This is a genomic window from Rickettsia endosymbiont of Pantilius tunicatus (genome assembly GCF_964291875.1).
Classification (GTDB): Bacteria; Pseudomonadota; Alphaproteobacteria; order Rickettsiales; family Rickettsiaceae; genus Rickettsia.
In genome coordinates this window covers 334,981-351,354 of sequence record NZ_OZ198175.1, presented here as the reverse complement: position 1 = coordinate 351,354, position 16,374 = coordinate 334,981, and the positions used below count along the sequence as shown (strand labels likewise).

Sequence of the window (16,374 nt, the reverse complement as noted above, 5' to 3'; positions counted from 1 at the left end):
AAAAAAACTATGAATATAAAAGATATAGGAGTAATAATTGCCAAAAAACCATTAAAGGAAAATACGTTTATCATTACAGTTTTTACTAAAAATCATGGTTTATACTCAGGTGTGGCAAAAGAATCTTCTAAGTGTCATTGTCAATTAGAAAGGGACCAGTAAATTACGTCAAAAAGGGACCACTATATTTAAAAATTTTTATGCCATATTACCTCCAGATTTATAGTTATTAATACGATAACTTTTACCTTTTATGTTTAGTATATGAGCATGATGTACCACTCGATCAATAATTGCATGAGTTAATACTTCATCAGCAAATATTTCATTCCATTTTTCAAAATCCTTGTTTGTGGTAATAATGGTAGATTTATTTTCATATCGTTTAGCAATAATATTAAAAAAGTCTTCTACTGAATGTTTTGGCAATTGCTTAAACCCGAGCTCATCAAGAATTAATAAATCAAACGATAGGAGTAATTTAACCTTTTTGTGATAACTATTATCTGCTCTTGCAATATGTAAATTATAAAGCATATCCGATACCGTAGTAAAATATACAGAGTATTCTCGTGTTAAAGCTTTTAATGCTAGCCCAATGGCAAGATGAGTTTTCCCAGTTCCTGAATCACCTATGAATATTACATTTCCCTTAGTATTAATATAATCACAAGTTGATAAATCACTTATTACTTTGGCATCAACACTTGGTTGGAAATTAAAATCAAAGTCTTCTAAATTTTTAGTTACCGGTAATTTAGCAGCACTTTTACGGCGACGGTAATTATTATCCTTACGGTTAGATTTTTCATCTTCACATAATAGTGATAGAAATTCTTTAAATCCTAGTTTATTATTTTGAGCATAAATAATCCTTTCATTTAAACTATTGACTATACCTGATAATCTAAAGCTTCGTAGGTCATTAAATAAGTTCTGCATTATTACCTCCAAACTCTGGTAATGGTAAGTTTACTGCATTACTATTTAAAATATTCTTAATTTTAGAGTAAGAACTTATACCATAATGTAGTGCTCTATGACAGGCTTTATCTATTAAGTCATCATTGTAAACCTTACGTAAAGAAATGATGCCTCTGGCACAACGTTGCCAATCATTCACTCTTGTTTGTTGTAATGATTCTAATAATAAACTGCAATTATTCCCTATCTGCTGCATTTGTTGTTGATAATGTTCACTATATTCTATAAAACCTGGGCATAGACGTTTGTGTTTGGCATAATGAGACGGATTAGTGGTAAATATCCCCTTGCCCTCTGTTCTAACATGTCTTGCTATTAAATCATTTTGTATAGAAAATATTTGAACAAGTTTTGGGGACAATTGTACCATTACATCACTGTATATATATTTTGCTGGTACAGAGTAATAATTATTATCTATGGTAATATGACAATCTTTTGCTACTTTTCGATTATGCCAAGATGACAAATCAAAAGTTTCTAATGGTAAAGGAATTAAACTACTTCTTTCCTCTTGCTCAAACAGTTCTCTAGGTATTCTCTTAGTAGTACCATGTATTCGGCTATTGACCTTATTTAACCAATTTGCAAGACCATGTGTTAATTCTTCATATCTATCAAATTTACGACCAGCAAAAAAATTATTTTTAACGTATTTTATTCCCGACTCAACTTTGCCTTTTTCTTGCGGTTGATAAACTCGACAAGGAGAAAGTAAAATTCCATAATGATCGGCTAAGCACTTATATTCCTTCTGATATACTGGCTCATAAAAATTGGCATCTACCACTCCAGCTTTAAGATTATCAAGTTTTATTACTTTTGGACTACCAGCAAAATAATTAAATGCATTGATATGACATTGAATCCATGTTTGACAACTTTGATCAAACACTACTTCATAATAATCAAGGCGACTATAGCTTAAACGCATATTAAATACATATGCTTTAACTCTACGCCCCTTAGAATTATACTGTAAGCCTATGTCACCAAAATCTACTTGTGCTTCCTCTCCTGCTAAAGTATGAAAACGAATGCAACTGTTATCCTTAATTTTATATTTTTTGATATAACGGGTCAAAGAAGTATAACTGCTTGTATAACCTTGATTTTTTAACTCCTCAAAAATTCTTATGTAACTTAGATTTTTTTCTAATAACTCAATTATTTTTTCGTGCCAAAAATCCAAAACTGAAGATCGTTCATAGATTGCTGGGGATTCTGTACCAGCCTCTACATAGCGGTTTATTATTTTTCGTACTGTTTTGCGGTCTGTTCTTGTTAGTTTGGCAATATTCCTTTGACTATTGCCTTGTTTATAAAGGGTGATAATTGTTGTATACATATTTATTCTTATCATTGTATCACTAGATATTTACTTGCTTAATTATCTAGTGAATATTGCACATTAACCTTATTAGGTCACACCAACTTCTCTGGTCCCTTTTTCGTGCAATTTACTGGTCCCTTTTATTTTAGCAATGACATAAGAAAAGCAAGTTTATATATCAAGGAGGTAATGTAGTAGATTTTTTATGGCAAGCAAGACTTCATGAGCATATCGGAATTGCCAAATGTGAACTGGTCAAATCTTACACTGGTCATTTTATTATAAACAAAGCTAAGCTGTATGCTTTTAATTCTGTTATATCGTTAATTAAAGAGTTATTTCATGAAAGAGAAGAACATTATAATTTTTTCTCACTGCTAATAAACTATCTGGATAATCTAGCAAAGCATTTTTGTTTTCGTGATTATATTAATTTTGAGCTGGCACTGCTTGCTGAAATGGGTTATGAACTTGATTTCACTAAATGCGGCGTTAGCAATACTACACAAGATTTAGCTTATCTATCACCTAAATCAGGCAGAGCTGTATCATATGATGTAGGAGCACCTTATAAAGAGAAATTATTACCTTTGCCAAAATTTTTGCTATCTGACAATGACAAAATTAACTCAGAAGAAAAAAGGCAAGCTTTAAGTTTAACAAGTTACTTCTTTAATAGATACTTGTTCCATAATCATAGACAGCCTGAGATAAGACAAATGTTTGTAGAATATATACTTGAAAAAGATGCTATTACTGCTTAGGAGTTACTTGCGTGGATCAAAAAACGTTCTCGGTGTCATCCCGTGGCTTGACCACGGGATCCAGAAAAAAGTAAAAAGTACTAATAATTTTAGTATTTTAAGTTGGATCCCGCGATCAAGTCGCGGGATGACAACTGGAAAACCGATCCACGCGGGCAATACCATCACAGGGTGACAGCAAATAAATTAACGTACTCTACCAGTTGCTGGGCTTTTTTGAAGTGAATCACTAACTACTGCTCCAAAATCCTTTACACTTGTAGCAAGCTTACCATTGGCTATGGCAGAATTTATAACTGCACTAACAGTAACCTTTATTACTTCACATACAGCAAGTACAACTCCCCACGCAGCTTTCAGAACCTTATTTTCACCTATAGAACCGTGTAACTTTTCTTGTGCTCTTTCTGCTTGATCAGTTACAAATTTTTGTAACTTACCAATAGGGGTATTTTTTTCTAAATGTTCAGCTAAATTTTTTATAGGTGACGAGATAATTTCATCAATATTATTTTTAACATTTTCAGTATGATTTTTGAATTCTTCACTAATAATATTGAAATCTTTCATAGCATTTAAAAGAGCTTTATTTGTTGGATCTTTACTTATTGCTTTCTTTAAGCTCTCTATTATTTTATCAAAATTATTATTAACCTCCGTTAATTTTATTCCGATATTGTTAAATTTTATTTCTTCTTTATTTTGTTTTTCGGGTTCTTGTCCCCCTATAGTAATTTCTTTTGCCATTTTTTTACTCCAAAATTATTTACTTAAAGATAATTAAGATTTCAGAAATGTCAATAATACTCTTTATAAACTTTTTGACTTTAATAACAAAATATTTGTACTAAGTAGCGGGGCAAATACATTTTTGACTTCATTTAATAATGCTTTATTGCTTATATCTTTATTTAACTCCTTACGCACTATATCAAATATCTCTCCTAAGCTTTTTTCCTCTGCCATATATTTAAATATGTATTTAGTATTAGCTAATATCGACATTGAGATATTAACATTATTTAATACGCCATTATTAATAGTAAAATTAATAACATTACTTATTGTTGAAGCATTAGATTCTAGATACTCATAAATTTGTTTAGCAAAATTAGTGATATTATAGAAATAAGGCACATTATCAAGATTATCAAGTGATGCTACACTGTCTTTTTGATTTGATACATAAAAGGAGTGTTTATTAATATTACCAGTAAGTATTTCACAAATTGTTTCTTGAGTTACTTTATCCATTTTCTTAATTTTTTGCAGAAGAGACGAATCTTTTACGTAATTTTCTGGTTTTAATAAAACTTTCTCTATCGGATCAAGATAATCAACAAAATTTAAATTGGCATTTTCTACAAATTTATATAATTCAGGAATAGAATAAGTTTTATCTTGTTTATGCAAAAACGTGTCATAAACTTCAGCTTCACTCAAATTTTTATAATTTGGAAATAACTCCCAACCTCTTTTATGCCAATTAGTAGCAGGCAAATTACCTAAAATTAGTTTTCCGTTTATTACCTCTTCAGCACGGCTTCTAGCCTCTTTATTCACCATTTTCATTAAATCTTGAATCTGATAAACACCGGTACGACCATATTTTGCTTATACCATCAAGCCCATACCACCTTCTGGCTTTAAAGAATCCTTTAAATTTTTTAATCCTATATCGGGATTTGCTAAATGATTAAGTGCATCAGTACAATTTATATAATCAAATTTTCCAAGCTCTAAATTAGGTATATTTAATATAGAGTCATTAACCCATTTGATACTTTTAAGACCACGTATTTCAGCACGTTTTTGTACTACTTCCATACTAGATCTGTTTAAATCCAAATATATTATCTCAGCATTTTTATTTTTCAGCTGATCTGCAAGATAAATAGCCGAATCACCTGCATTACCACCCACTATTAGACATCTAAAACCATTATCAAAATTTTCTTTACCTTTATATAAAAAATGATTTAACTCTCCTAGAAACTCACCGCAAACAGTAAGCAAACGTTCTTTTTCTTGATTTGGATCTCTAAATGGATGGGGATAATTTTGATGATGCTCTTCGACTTTGGCTAAATTTTTTGAAATTTTTGTAGAAGCATCTTTTATTTTTTTAAAATTGCTTATAAACATCATTTTTAAGTTATTATTACATCTTTTATAATTAACTGAATAGTATAATTATTTTGCCAATTATTTGTCTTTAATGTTCCTAATACTGAAATATTATGTGCTTTAGGACTAAGTAATACCTCTTCAAATGAAGTACCTAACGAATTAAAAGCAATAGCTTGTAATGCTTTACTACTAGAACTTTTCTTATTCGGAGCAAACAAGCATCTGATATGCTTACTTCCTACTATATCCGCTTTTAATACAAATAAATTATCAAATTTAAATATAGGTTCATAATTACCCTGACCAAAAGGCTCTAAAGCACTTAATTCTTCCATTAAAGGTAAATGGACGCTACTAAGACTTAAGTCAAGATCATATTCTGCTTGCTTATAGTTTTCTAATTTATTTAGACTAATTCTAAAAGCGTTATTTAAAAATTCTTGTAATTCTTGTATTTTTTCGGCAGCTACTGTAAAACCTGCTGCCATGGCGTGCCCCCCGCCTGCAACTAGTAAATCTTTGACCTTAGCATTGATAATCTCAGCACCAAAATCAATACCTAAAATAGAACGACATGATGCTTTACCGATTCCGTCATTTAAGGCTATAACTGCTACCGGCTTATCAAACTTCTCTTTAAGTCTCCCTGCAACAATACCTATAACACCAGGATGCCACCCTTCTTTAACAATAAATAATAAACTATCATCTTGCTGCGTCTTAGCCATTTCCATTGCTTCTTCTATCATCAACATTTCAATGACTTTACGCTCATTATTATGCTTCTCAAGCTCTTCAGCTAATTTAAAAGCTTCATTAGAGCAATCGGTAGATAATAGATTAGCACCTAAACTTGATTTTCCCACCCTACCGCCAGCATTAATACGCGGACCTAAAATAAAACCTAAATGATAATACTTTGGGACTTCATTAAGCCCTGCCATATCATATAATGTTTTAATACCGATATTTTGCCTTTGATGCATTATTTTTAAACCGCTCGATACAAAAGCACGATTTAATCCAATAAGCTTTACCATATCGCACACAGTACCAAGAGCCACTAAATCCAAATACTTCATCAAATTAGGCGGAAGAATCTTTTCAAAATAATTCTGCTTCTTTAAATCTGATAATATCCCAGTTGCAAATAAAAAAGCAACCCCTACAGCTGCAAGATGTTTACATTCACTTGTCTCATCAACACGATTCGGATTTACTATAGCTACCGCTTCAGGTAATATTTCAGTAGCTATATGATGATCAATAACGATTACGTCAAGCCCTGCATCCTTTGCATATTTTAAAGCTTCATGAGCCATCGCACCGCAATCAACTGTTATTAATAATTCAGTGCCATTATCTTTAATTTTTTGCATAGCAGAAGGAGTAGGACCATACCCCTCAGCTATACGATCAGGGACATAAATATCACAAATAATATTTAAATCTTTGAAAACATTTTTAAGTAATGCTGACGAAGTAGCACCATCAACATCATAATCAGCAAATATACATATTTTTTGCTTACTTAAGATAGCTTTAATAGCTCTATCCACTGCCTTTTGCATATCAAGTAAATGGAAAGGATCAGGAAGCAAGTTTTTGATTTTTGGCATTAAAAAATCTTCTGCTTTAGCTATATCATCAATCCTTAAAGATATCATTCTAGCAAGCAAATCACTGATTTTAAAACTACGGCATAATTTTACAACTATCTCCTCGTTAACGCTTCTCCGCTGCCATATTTTACCATTTATAGATGCTTGCGATTTCATTAATTACCTAAATTGTTTAAACATTTTCATATGATGCATTTTTAGGTAATTACACAACAAAAATCATCATTTTTACCCATACAATCAAACGTGCCACAATCACTTTTCTTTTCTGAATCTAAAATTTTTGTTTGACTATTATTATCACTATCCTTGCTCTCTTTTAATGAATCTGTATTAGTAGAGATACTAATTATTTCTAAATCTATATTATTGTGGTTGTCTTTTTTCTCTTCTATTTCATTTAACAGAATTGATTCACTACTATCTAAACTATTATTAGAATGCGTTTTTTCTATTTTTACCTTTCCAATTAACACGTTAGACATTCTACCTTGACAATCATATGTATATATTGTTATATTATCTTTATCCATACTTTACCTTTTGTAGATTTGATTTGTTCCATTTTTACATACTTTTAGAACTAAAATTTTGACTCATTCCAGCTAAAATTAAATAGCTTTCTTCTTCTATGTCTAAATAATACGATTTATTTATATTTGGATAATTATCTACTTACTATAAGCTTTGACATTTACTTTACCGTCTTCATCTATAAATCCAGCATTTTTGCAGCCTGTTTTTTCTTCTATAATTTGAACAAACTACTGATAACTGTTTTATCGTACTATTATCTAATTCAAAGCCAAGCTTTTCAGCTTTAAATTTTAGTTTTGCAATTTACTCTTTGCTTATCTTATTCTGAGAGTCTTCCAATATTTTACGTTTCCCCATATGAAACCCCTATATATCTGAAAGTTTTTTAGCCTCATCATTTGCAATTAAAGCCTCGATAAATTCGTCTAACTGTCCGTTAATTACTTCATCTATTTTATAAAGAGTAAGATTTATTCGATGATCCGATACACGTCCTTGTGGGAAATTATAAGTACGTATACGCTCCGAACGATCCCCAGATCCTATTTGCTCACGTCTATTATCTGCTCTTTCTTGATCTTTTTTCCTACGTTCTTCTTCATATATTCTAGCACGTAAGATCTTTAATGCTTTAGCTTTATTTTTATGTTGGGATTTTTCATCTTGCAGTGCTACAGTAATACCGGTAGGTATATGTGTTATTCGAACAGCAGAATCAGTTGTATTAACGTGCTGTCCTCCTGCTCCTGAAGCTCTATAAGTATCAATTCTTAAATCTTTTTCCTCAAGCTTAATATCAACATCTTCTACTTCAGGAAGTACAGCAACAGTAGCAGCCGAAGTATGAATACGCCCCTGTGATTCAGTTTCCGGAACACGTTGTACTCTATGGACTCCTGATTCAAATTTAAGCTTAGAGAATACATCTTTACCTCTTATAGATGCCGAAACCCCTTTATATCCACCTATGCCTGTCTCATCAATAGATAATATTTCAAAACGCCACCCTTTTAACTCTGCATATCTCTGATACATATTAAACAGCTTAGCCGCAAAAAGCGCTGCCTCTTCACCACCTGTTCCTGCTCTAATTTCAATAATAGCACTTTTACTATCCGCTTCATCTTTTGGCAATAATGCTATTTTTACCGAACGCTCAAGACCTGGTAATGAATCTTCAAGATTGCGTATTTCTTCCTCAATCATTTCTAGAGTTGCTTTATCTAAACTAGGATCTTGCTTAAAATTATTAGCCTCTTCAAGTTCAGCTTTAGCTTTATTATACTCTCTAATTTTTTGAACAATATCTTCAAGGTCAGCATATTCCTTGGAAGCTTTAACAAATTCTTCCCCTCCTATTCCTGAAGATAGTTTTTCACTTAAATCCTCATACTTACTTAAAATTTTTGTCAGATTATCCGAAAAACTTGAAATATTCATATTATTTAATTTGTGATTTATTGTGAGATTGCTTATTATTTAATAAAGCATAGGTAGACGAAGATCAACTTCAAAAAGAGCAAAGAGTCCATAAGACGAGGAGCGGAGCGTACGCTTGGTACGTGAGCTACCTGCGTGCTTATAGGACGACGTAGCCAATTTTTGAAGTTTATCGAGTATACAACAACATTAGAGCAGGGCTTTCTATAAACCTCTTAAACGCAGCTAAGAATTCTGCTCCAACTGCTCCATCTACTACTCTGTGGTCAGCAGAAAGAGTTACGTCCATAATTGTTGCTATACTTATTTGATCATTTTTGACTAAAGCACGTTTTGAGCTACTGCCAACACCCATTATACAACTTTGTGGCGGGTTAATTATAGCATTGAAATTTTTAATACCATACATACCAAGATTTGAAATAGTAAACCCTCCGCCTTGGAATTCTTCAGGAGTTAATTTATTTTCTCTAGCTTTCTTGATTAGCCCTTTCATTTCACTAGATAGCTCTATAATATTTTTCTGGTTAGCATTTCTAATTATCGGAGTAACAAGTCCATTTTCAATTGCTACCGCTACTGAAATATCAACATTATTGTAATATCTAATAGCATCATCCCCCCACGATGCATTAGCACTCGGCACTTCCTGCAAAGCCTTAGCAACAGCTAGGATAATAAAGTCATTAACTGATATTTTTGCGGATTTATCATCACCAAAAGACCTATTAATATCTTCTCTTATATCTATTAACTTATCAACGTTACATTCTATTGATAAATAAAAATGTGGAACTGTTTGTTTTGACTCAAGAAGACGCTTAGCTATAATTTTACGTATATTATTATTAGGCACTAAACGATATTCTTCAGGATTTCTACTGACTATTTTATTGCTTAAGGCTTTTGATCCACCTTTATACGATAACACATCTTGTTTGATTATTCTGCCATGCGGTCCACTACCTTTGATATCTTCAAGTCTTACATTTTGAATTTTTGCGAGTCTCTTAGCTAACGGCGAAACAAACACCTTGAGATTGTTTTGATCTAAAGCGATCGGTACATTTTCTTCTTTAACAGTTTGAGAAGTTGTAGTTTCAACAGATTTTGATATTTCTTCTTTTTTAGATGAGTTAATGCTATTTTTCGCTATAAATTCTTTAATTCCGGATAATTCTTCTCCCTCTTCGGTTAATACTGCAATTAACGAATTCACAGGGACGTTTTGGCTACCTTGAGGAATGATTATTTTAGCAAGAGTGCCTTCATCTACCGCCTCCACCTCCATAGTTGCTTTATCAGTTTCGATTTCAGCGATTACTTCCCCGGGATTGATTTTATCCCCTTCTTTTTTTAACCACCTTGCTAAATTCCCTTCCGTCATAGTTGGAGATAAAGCAGGCATTAAAAGTTTGATTGGCATAATTTATTATAGTTTGATTTTTTTATTGTTGTCTTCTTTGCTTAGTATTTGTCATACCGCAACTTGATTGCGGTATCTTGTATCACAATCCGTGTCTTAAGATCCCGTGGACAAGCCACAGGATGACAGTATTACACCCCCATCACACTTTATTGTCAGGACTAACTATCATTATCATTTGTTTGCCTTCCATTTTAGCTTGCTGATCGATCTTAGCAAGCCCCTCTAATCCTACTTCTATACGTTTAAATAATTCCTCACCAACATCCTTATGAAGAATTTCTCTACCTTTAAACCATAAAGAGATTTTTACTTTATCACCATCTTTTAGAAATTCTTTTATTTTCCTTAGTTTAGTTTCAAAGTCACCTATACTAATATTAGGTTTGAATTTCATTTCTTTAAGTACGACTATTTTTTGCTTTTTACGTGCTTCATGCAAACGCTTTTTGCTTTCGTACTTAAATTTACCGAAATCTAAAATTTTACATACAGGAGGCTCAGCATTAGGCGATATCTCAACCAAATCAAGACCGACTCTTTCAGCCATGTCAAGTGCTTGCCTAATATTTACGATGCCATACATTTCACCATTTTCGCCTACTAAACGAACCTCTCTAGCTCTGATTTCTCTATTAGCTTTAGGAAAATTATTTTTAGAAATAAAACTACTCCGTCTTATGTTGTTTTATATTGCATTTAACTTATTTTACTCTAAATTACAAGTAAATAAAATATTTTATCTTTATTTTTATATATTCTATTAAAAAAATGGGAAAGATATAATTAAGCAAATACCAAATACTAATACAGCGACAATACCAAATATTGTTAGACAAACTCTAGTTAATTTTGCAACTTTTTCCTTTATTTTTAAATTTTGTAATTCTATCTCATGCTTATGAGCTTGCTCTTTTTGTGCCATATTTACTAATTTTTCCAAAGTACCTGGATAAATATTTTCATATTCGGTAACTGTATCAATTGGCGGCAATATATGCTCAAACTTTTTACGATAAAAATTTTTATCTATTTCATTAGAATTAAAATTCTTAGCATAGCCTTTGTTTAATCTATTATTTTTTGTAAAAAAACTTTTAGTCTCTTTCATATTCTCTTATTATTTTTTGAAACGTACATGCTAAATTATCTCTTACTACCTCAAAATAGTCAAACAATGCTACTTCTTTCTTTTGCTCTATATTGTTGCTTGTTTTGAATATAGTCTTTAATTCATTAAAAATCACTTTTATAAAGCTTTGTTTCATTATTATATTAAATGTGAATTTATAAAATCTTTCTCAGGTATTAGCGGTTCGCCTCTAAAATTTATAGCATTATTGAATTTATTGCAACAAGTTATAAAATTTTTATCACATCCTGATATAATTTTTACTTCTCTAGCATCCTTAGCATAATCAGGTATAACATCTTCTAATATAAACAAATTACCGAAGTTGCTTAAAACTTTACTACTAAAATTATTATCACAAAATATAATTTGACCATCGTTATAATAGCCATTTTCTTTATCTTAATTTTCTATTCTTAAACTTTCTTTTAGAATTTCTTTAATCTTGTATACTCCGCTATATAAGCTCTTATTTATTTTGCATTTACTATCACCAAAACTCACTCTACATGTTTTGCTATATCTATTAATTATAGTTTGGTTATATTTTATTGTTTCAGGCTTTAAATGCATTTTAAAGTTCAAATCGTATTTTATATATAAAGTGCAATAATATCTAATAAAATGCTCAAAAACACCATTATTATATATTGTTATTTTAACAACAGCATTATTTAAATTCATTTCTGCCGTAATGCCTTTTTCTTCAAAAACACCCTCAATAATTACTTGATTTTGTGCTGAATCATTGAATTCTGCTTCTTTTAAATCTAAACCAGAATTAGGTAAAAAAATTATCTCTTCATTTTTTATAATGTGATCGCTGTTTGTTAAGTTTAGCTCTTCACCGCTAGCTAACTCGATTTGAAAACAATAAACAAAATTCTCTAGATTCGTAATTAACTCTTTAATTAAAATACTCATAATGCTACCTATGTTATAAATTTTAGTGCATCTTTAAATATCAATTTTGGATTTGAGAAGGGTTAGTATATAAGTAAATAGTTTTTGGTATATCTTGGTTATATTCAGTACTATAATAAGAATATTCTTTAATTAGCCTAATATTTTTATTAAAATTGAAAGGTTCTTTTGTAATATTTATCGCCCTAAAATTCCCTAATTGTATATCTCTAGTAAATTCTTCTTTTAGTGAATCGTTAGTTATTAAAGCGTATTTAAAATTTGGTAAAACTGTGTCTAAAAATTTTTGAATTTTAGCATTTGGCCAATGTATAAAAACGTCTTTAACTATTAATAAATCCCCTGATAGTAAATTTAGGTCTTCAATTTTATCAAAATCATCTATTTTATAAAACCTTACATTATCCTTAGCAAATAACTTTTTGTTATTCTCTATAACACTTTTTACTACATCAAGACCTATATAAACTTTATCGTTTGGAATATCTATTAATTCCATTATTTGGAAGTCCCCACAACCGTAATCAACAATAGTATGAAATTTTGGATCATAGAAATATTCTTGTAAAATTTTTCTATATTCCTCTGTATATTCTTTATAAGAACCAGTTCCAGAACCTTTTTGCCATATTTGATTATCATATATATGCGTAAAAATTTTTTCATCATTTCTATCTAGGACTAAATCTGCTCCTTGTACTTCTTCTGGATTTTGTAAAATAACTAACATAATAAAATATACAAATAATATTGAATTTAAAAAACTTACTCATAACAACATACTATTAACTATAAAATGCTATCATACAAAATGTGAACTAAAACTCAAATATTATATACTAATTACCTCTCTTATTTCTATGTCGTATAGTTTTATAGAACCATCTTTGCAATAAGAATACTCAAAGCTATCTACACTAAATCTAACTGCTACATCGAAAACAAAATCTGCTGTAAAAACTTCATCCTGATTTAGGGGGTTTGGTAAAGTTATAGCTCCATCATTATAATCTATTATTCCCATAGTTCTGACATTATTAATATACAACATAACGCTATTACTAACAGGCTTAGTAATTACTCTTTCATATGGTAAAATAGGATCAGCATATATTTTCTTTAGCTGAAATTTATTTAAGTTACCATTCCCTTTGGCAATAATGCCATCCGTTACTTTATAATCAGCAAAATCCCTAAATCTAAAAGCAAAATTACTACCACGTCTTGCTTTGAAGAAACTATTAAATTGCTCAAATTCAGCCGTACTTAGTTTAGCATCTTTAATTAAATATTTCTGACAAACATTTTTGTGATCTAAACGCCTTACTTCCCTACCGGATTTAGTGGTAACGCAAGAGGTAGCAAATTCAGGCTTTCCAATTGCAAAACTCTCGATAAATTCCGGTATACGGATATCATGAAAATTCATAAAACACCTAAATTACTATTCAAAAAGCACTAAATCATTTTTTATCAAAGAACGAAAATCTTCGTTCATATCTATATTCCATCTTTTTATATCTATATGTATTGACATATCAGACTCGTCTAGTGCTTCCTTAATTTCAAACAACACTTCATAATTAATATTATCCATAATACAAAGGTCAAGATCGGAAAATTTTTTTGCCTTACCCTTAACTCTTGAACCGTAAACATAAAATTTATAAGGATATTTCTTAAGTATAGAACGTAATATTAATAAATCCTGCTTTTCAATCTGAATCACTATATTTCTCCAAATTATTTATAAGCTCACTTAAAGCATTAGAAAAATTATCAAAATTATTAATTACTAACTCTAGATTCTTTTCATTATAAGTATGCACAGTAATATTACGAATCTCTATAAACTTAAACCATCTTGTTGGATCAGAGATTAAACCCGCAACTGCTGCTTCACGAACTATTTCCCTTAAGGTATAAGGGCTTTTTCCAGCTTTTTTACAAAAGCGTTTCTTTGTTTTCAAAGCTAGTTCATAACAAAATTCAAAAGCTTTTATACTTCCTGCTTTATTTGCTCAGTATCTAAATGTTTACGAAATTCTTCAAATTTATTTCTAGCCTTTAATAAGTTACTTATATCTAATCCTGCAACTAAACAACCCTCAGCTATAAGCTGAGGGGTTATAAAGTGGAATCGATTAGAAATCGATCATCATTCACAGGTTCACCTTCCTGTTCATCAATATAGTGCTGTATCATTTCATCAGTTATATTACCTGAACTGACTGCCATATAGCCCCTAGCCCACAAATGATTGCCCCAAAATTGTTTTCGTAAATGAGTAAATTCTTGCAATAAAATTCTTGAGCTAATGCCTTTTAAATACTGTACTAACTTGCTAAGAGATATTTGCGGCTTATATGAGATAAACATATGTACGTGATCACATGATATTTTCCCTGAAATTATATGTACTTCATGTTCCATACAAATCTGCCTCAGTAAATCTCTAGTCCTTTCCGATACTTTGCCTATCAATATTCTCTTCCTATATTTTGGTATCCATATAAGATACACTTTTAAATCATACTGACTATGACTATTCTTTCTATAACTTCTCATATTTCTTGATATAAATTCATTGCTAAAGCAATTTCATTATATCTTCCCTTCGCCTAAAGGCGAGGGATTTTTGATCCCCGAAGGGGGACATTAAATGCATTTTATCCTCCTAATTAGTTAATTCAATTGGATTTGGTGACAGGCACAAGGAGCGACGCCTATAATAATAGGCGAAAAGGTGAGTAACGAAGCACCAATTGCAATTCAATTGACTATTATTTTTTGTTTTAATAATGTTTGATAATTCATTACTAATTTGTTACTCACTAAATCTTTACTGGTTTGAAATTCAATTTTATTTGCTTTTATTCCTGCAACATTTTCAAATGAATAATGCTTTATTTTATCTTCTATTGCACTTGCGAGCTTTAATGCCATATTACGATTCTTATCATTAGTAAAAATACATATTTCAAACTCCAACTGCACTATATTTTGTACTTTAGTTGATATATCATTAACATTTAATATATTAATAAGTAAAAATGGATATTTTGCATCCTGAACTATTGAAAAATATATTTTATTAACTTTAGTTTTTATATCATTATCGTTTATAAGTAATTTATACAAACTTAATTGAAAATTATAGATAAAATCATGATACATATATTTCCAGTGCTATAATATTTAAAAATTTGCTTTTTTCTTCAACATTAATAATTCGTTTAATCTCAAATTCTCGTTCTTTAAATAAAATACGCATTTTGGTTGTGATATTTTTGATAAATCTTATTTTAAATAAAAAATATCCTTCCGTTATTACATGCCCAAAGCTCACATTCTCTAATGCCAAAAATTTATTATCACATAAAGGTATAATTTCAGCATAAACGACAAGCTTTTCTATCCATCTATCTTCTTCCATAGGCTCTAGCGTAATATTTTCCAAGAACTTAATCTGATGCCTAAAATTTCTTATAACTGTTTTTTGCATGTTCCAACCCCTTACATTCTTATATTTCTGTATGGCAGATATAAATTTTTCACCTCTTTAGAAAGACCTATGCAATTTTGTGCTTGCCGGTCATACATCTCAGCAATATGCAGCATAATCCCGTGCTTTATGGCATGCGGAATATTATCTTTATCGTAACCGCTTATATATTCAACAGTAAGATCTTCATTATTTAAGGATTTAGTCAAAGCTAAAATATTCTGATCTATTATATGGTCATCTAGAGTTAGTTCATTTTCCTGATCTTTGAATTTTTTTGTTACTTTTAATATCCTAAATACAGGATTATATTTTAATAAAAACTCTCTTTTGCCATAAATATTGCAAACAAATTTTATTTGTTTAGATATGAAATTCAGCTTAGTAAAATTTTCAGCTGCTGTTATCGCTGCGTCAATCAAACCTAAAATCAAATCATCATCATAGTTTGCTTCCACCCGCATGTAATTTTTGACCTGCTCTAAACCCCATACTTCTTGCGGAAATATTTCTATAATCTGAAAATTGTTTTTTTGAACATAATGTATTTACCTGTGCATACTTTCTTAATTGAATA

At 30.5% G+C, this 16,374-nt stretch carries 20 protein-coding genes and 3 pseudogenes; 2 read left to right on the top strand and 21 right to left on the bottom strand.

The window, feature by feature from the left end:
• Positions 1-9: 9 nt before the first annotated feature.
• Positions 10-132: pseudogene (locus tag ACICQC_RS02070) on the top strand (recombination protein O N-terminal domain-containing protein); the annotation flags it as partial.
• 66 nt (positions 133-198) lie between these two features.
• Here the strand turns inward: ACICQC_RS02070 and istB are convergent.
• Entirely contained in the window at positions 199-942 is a 744-nt protein-coding gene (gene istB, locus ACICQC_RS02065; protein ID WP_341790851.1) for an IS21-like element helper ATPase IstB, read from the bottom strand.
• Positions 926-2,332 (bottom strand): IS21 family transposase, encoded by a 1,407-nt coding sequence (gene istA / locus ACICQC_RS02060; RefSeq protein ID WP_395476243.1) that lies wholly within the window; start codon positions 2,330-2,332, stop codon positions 926-928. Before istA ends, istB begins: the two co-directional genes overlap by 17 nt.
• Before the next feature lie 143 nt (positions 2,333-2,475).
• Between istA and recO the strand changes: the two are divergent.
• Positions 2,476-3,081 (top strand): annotated as a pseudogene (gene recO / locus ACICQC_RS02055) (DNA repair protein RecO); the annotation flags it as partial.
• 186 nt (positions 3,082-3,267) lie between these two features.
• Here the strand turns inward: recO and ACICQC_RS02045 are convergent.
• The 19 genes and pseudogenes from ACICQC_RS02045 to ACICQC_RS01955 all read right to left on the bottom strand — a co-directional run bounded on the left by ACICQC_RS02045 (position 3,268) and on the right by ACICQC_RS01955 (position 16,261).
• Positions 3,268-3,828 (bottom strand): hypothetical protein, encoded by a 561-nt coding sequence (locus tag ACICQC_RS02045; protein ID WP_395477215.1) that lies wholly within the window; start codon positions 3,826-3,828, stop codon positions 3,268-3,270.
• A gap of 63 nt (positions 3,829-3,891) precedes the next feature.
• Positions 3,892-5,226: pseudogene (locus tag ACICQC_RS02040) on the bottom strand (class I SAM-dependent methyltransferase).
• Between the two features lie 5 nt (positions 5,227-5,231).
• On the bottom strand, positions 5,232-6,989 hold the full coding sequence (gene recJ / locus ACICQC_RS02035) for a single-stranded-DNA-specific exonuclease RecJ (protein ID WP_395477214.1): 1,758 nt from the start codon (positions 6,987-6,989) through the stop codon (positions 5,232-5,234).
• 41 nt (positions 6,990-7,030) lie between these two features.
• Positions 7,031-7,318: a hypothetical protein gene (locus tag ACICQC_RS02030; RefSeq protein ID WP_395477213.1), complete on the bottom strand. Its 288-nt coding sequence runs from the start codon at positions 7,316-7,318 to the stop codon at positions 7,031-7,033.
• A 418-nt stretch (positions 7,319-7,736) separates the two neighbouring features.
• A complete protein-coding gene (prfA, locus tag ACICQC_RS02025; protein WP_395477212.1) occupies positions 7,737-8,810 on the bottom strand; it encodes a peptide chain release factor 1 in 1,074 nt (357 codons plus the stop codon).
• A gap of 169 nt (positions 8,811-8,979) precedes the next feature.
• Positions 8,980-10,236 carry a pyruvate dehydrogenase complex dihydrolipoamide acetyltransferase gene (locus ACICQC_RS02020; RefSeq protein WP_395477211.1) on the bottom strand — a complete coding sequence of 419 codons (1,257 nt, stop codon included), beginning with the start codon at positions 10,234-10,236 and terminating at the stop codon, positions 8,980-8,982.
• Between the two features lie 142 nt (positions 10,237-10,378).
• On the bottom strand, positions 10,379-10,864 hold the full coding sequence (gene infC / locus ACICQC_RS02015) for a translation initiation factor IF-3 (protein WP_395477770.1): 486 nt from the start codon (positions 10,862-10,864) through the stop codon (positions 10,379-10,381).
• Positions 10,865-10,999: 135 nt separating this feature from the next.
• Positions 11,000-11,347: a DUF2335 domain-containing protein gene (locus tag ACICQC_RS02010; protein ID WP_395477210.1), complete on the bottom strand. Its 348-nt coding sequence runs from the start codon at positions 11,345-11,347 to the stop codon at positions 11,000-11,002.
• A complete protein-coding gene (locus ACICQC_RS02005) occupies positions 11,334-11,504 on the bottom strand; it encodes a hypothetical protein (protein WP_196796201.1) in 171 nt (56 codons plus the stop codon). The genes ACICQC_RS02010 and ACICQC_RS02005 overlap by 14 nt, the downstream gene beginning before the upstream one ends.
• Before the next feature lie 2 nt (positions 11,505-11,506).
• A complete protein-coding gene (locus tag ACICQC_RS02000) occupies positions 11,507-11,734 on the bottom strand; it encodes a phage BR0599 family protein (RefSeq protein WP_395477768.1) in 228 nt (75 codons plus the stop codon).
• Positions 11,735-11,770: 36 nt separating this feature from the next.
• Entirely contained in the window at positions 11,771-12,292 is a 522-nt protein-coding gene (locus ACICQC_RS01995) for a DUF2163 domain-containing protein (protein WP_395477209.1), read from the bottom strand.
• A gap of 40 nt (positions 12,293-12,332) precedes the next feature.
• A complete protein-coding gene (locus ACICQC_RS01990) occupies positions 12,333-13,022 on the bottom strand; it encodes a hypothetical protein (protein WP_395477208.1) in 690 nt (229 codons plus the stop codon).
• 102 nt (positions 13,023-13,124) lie between these two features.
• Positions 13,125-13,721, bottom strand: a complete 597-nt coding sequence (locus tag ACICQC_RS01985; protein WP_395477207.1) for a TIGR02217 family protein — start codon at positions 13,719-13,721, stop codon at positions 13,125-13,127.
• A gap of 15 nt (positions 13,722-13,736) precedes the next feature.
• Positions 13,737-14,021, bottom strand: a complete 285-nt coding sequence (locus ACICQC_RS01980) for a nucleotidyltransferase domain-containing protein (protein ID WP_395477206.1) — start codon at positions 14,019-14,021, stop codon at positions 13,737-13,739.
• Positions 14,008-14,262 carry a nucleotidyltransferase substrate binding protein gene (locus ACICQC_RS01975; protein ID WP_395477205.1) on the bottom strand — a complete coding sequence of 85 codons (255 nt, stop codon included), beginning with the start codon at positions 14,260-14,262 and terminating at the stop codon, positions 14,008-14,010. The genes ACICQC_RS01980 and ACICQC_RS01975 overlap by 14 nt, the downstream gene beginning before the upstream one ends.
• A 157-nt stretch (positions 14,263-14,419) precedes the next feature.
• On the bottom strand, positions 14,420-14,860 hold the full coding sequence (tnpA, locus tag ACICQC_RS01970) for an IS200/IS605 family transposase (protein WP_395476231.1): 441 nt from the start codon (positions 14,858-14,860) through the stop codon (positions 14,420-14,422).
• A 204-nt stretch (positions 14,861-15,064) separates the two neighbouring features.
• The gene (locus tag ACICQC_RS01965) at positions 15,065-15,433 is read right to left on the bottom strand and encodes a hypothetical protein (protein ID WP_395477204.1); all 369 of its coding nucleotides are present in this window, start codon (positions 15,431-15,433) and stop codon (positions 15,065-15,067) included.
• Between the two features lie 25 nt (positions 15,434-15,458).
• Positions 15,459-15,797 carry a head-tail adaptor protein gene (locus tag ACICQC_RS01960; protein ID WP_395477203.1) on the bottom strand — a complete coding sequence of 113 codons (339 nt, stop codon included), beginning with the start codon at positions 15,795-15,797 and terminating at the stop codon, positions 15,459-15,461.
• An 11-nt stretch (positions 15,798-15,808) separates the two neighbouring features.
• The gene (locus ACICQC_RS01955; RefSeq protein ID WP_395477202.1) at positions 15,809-16,261 is read right to left on the bottom strand and encodes a head-tail connector protein; all 453 of its coding nucleotides are present in this window, start codon (positions 16,259-16,261) and stop codon (positions 15,809-15,811) included.
• Positions 16,262-16,374: the final 113 nt, after the last annotated feature.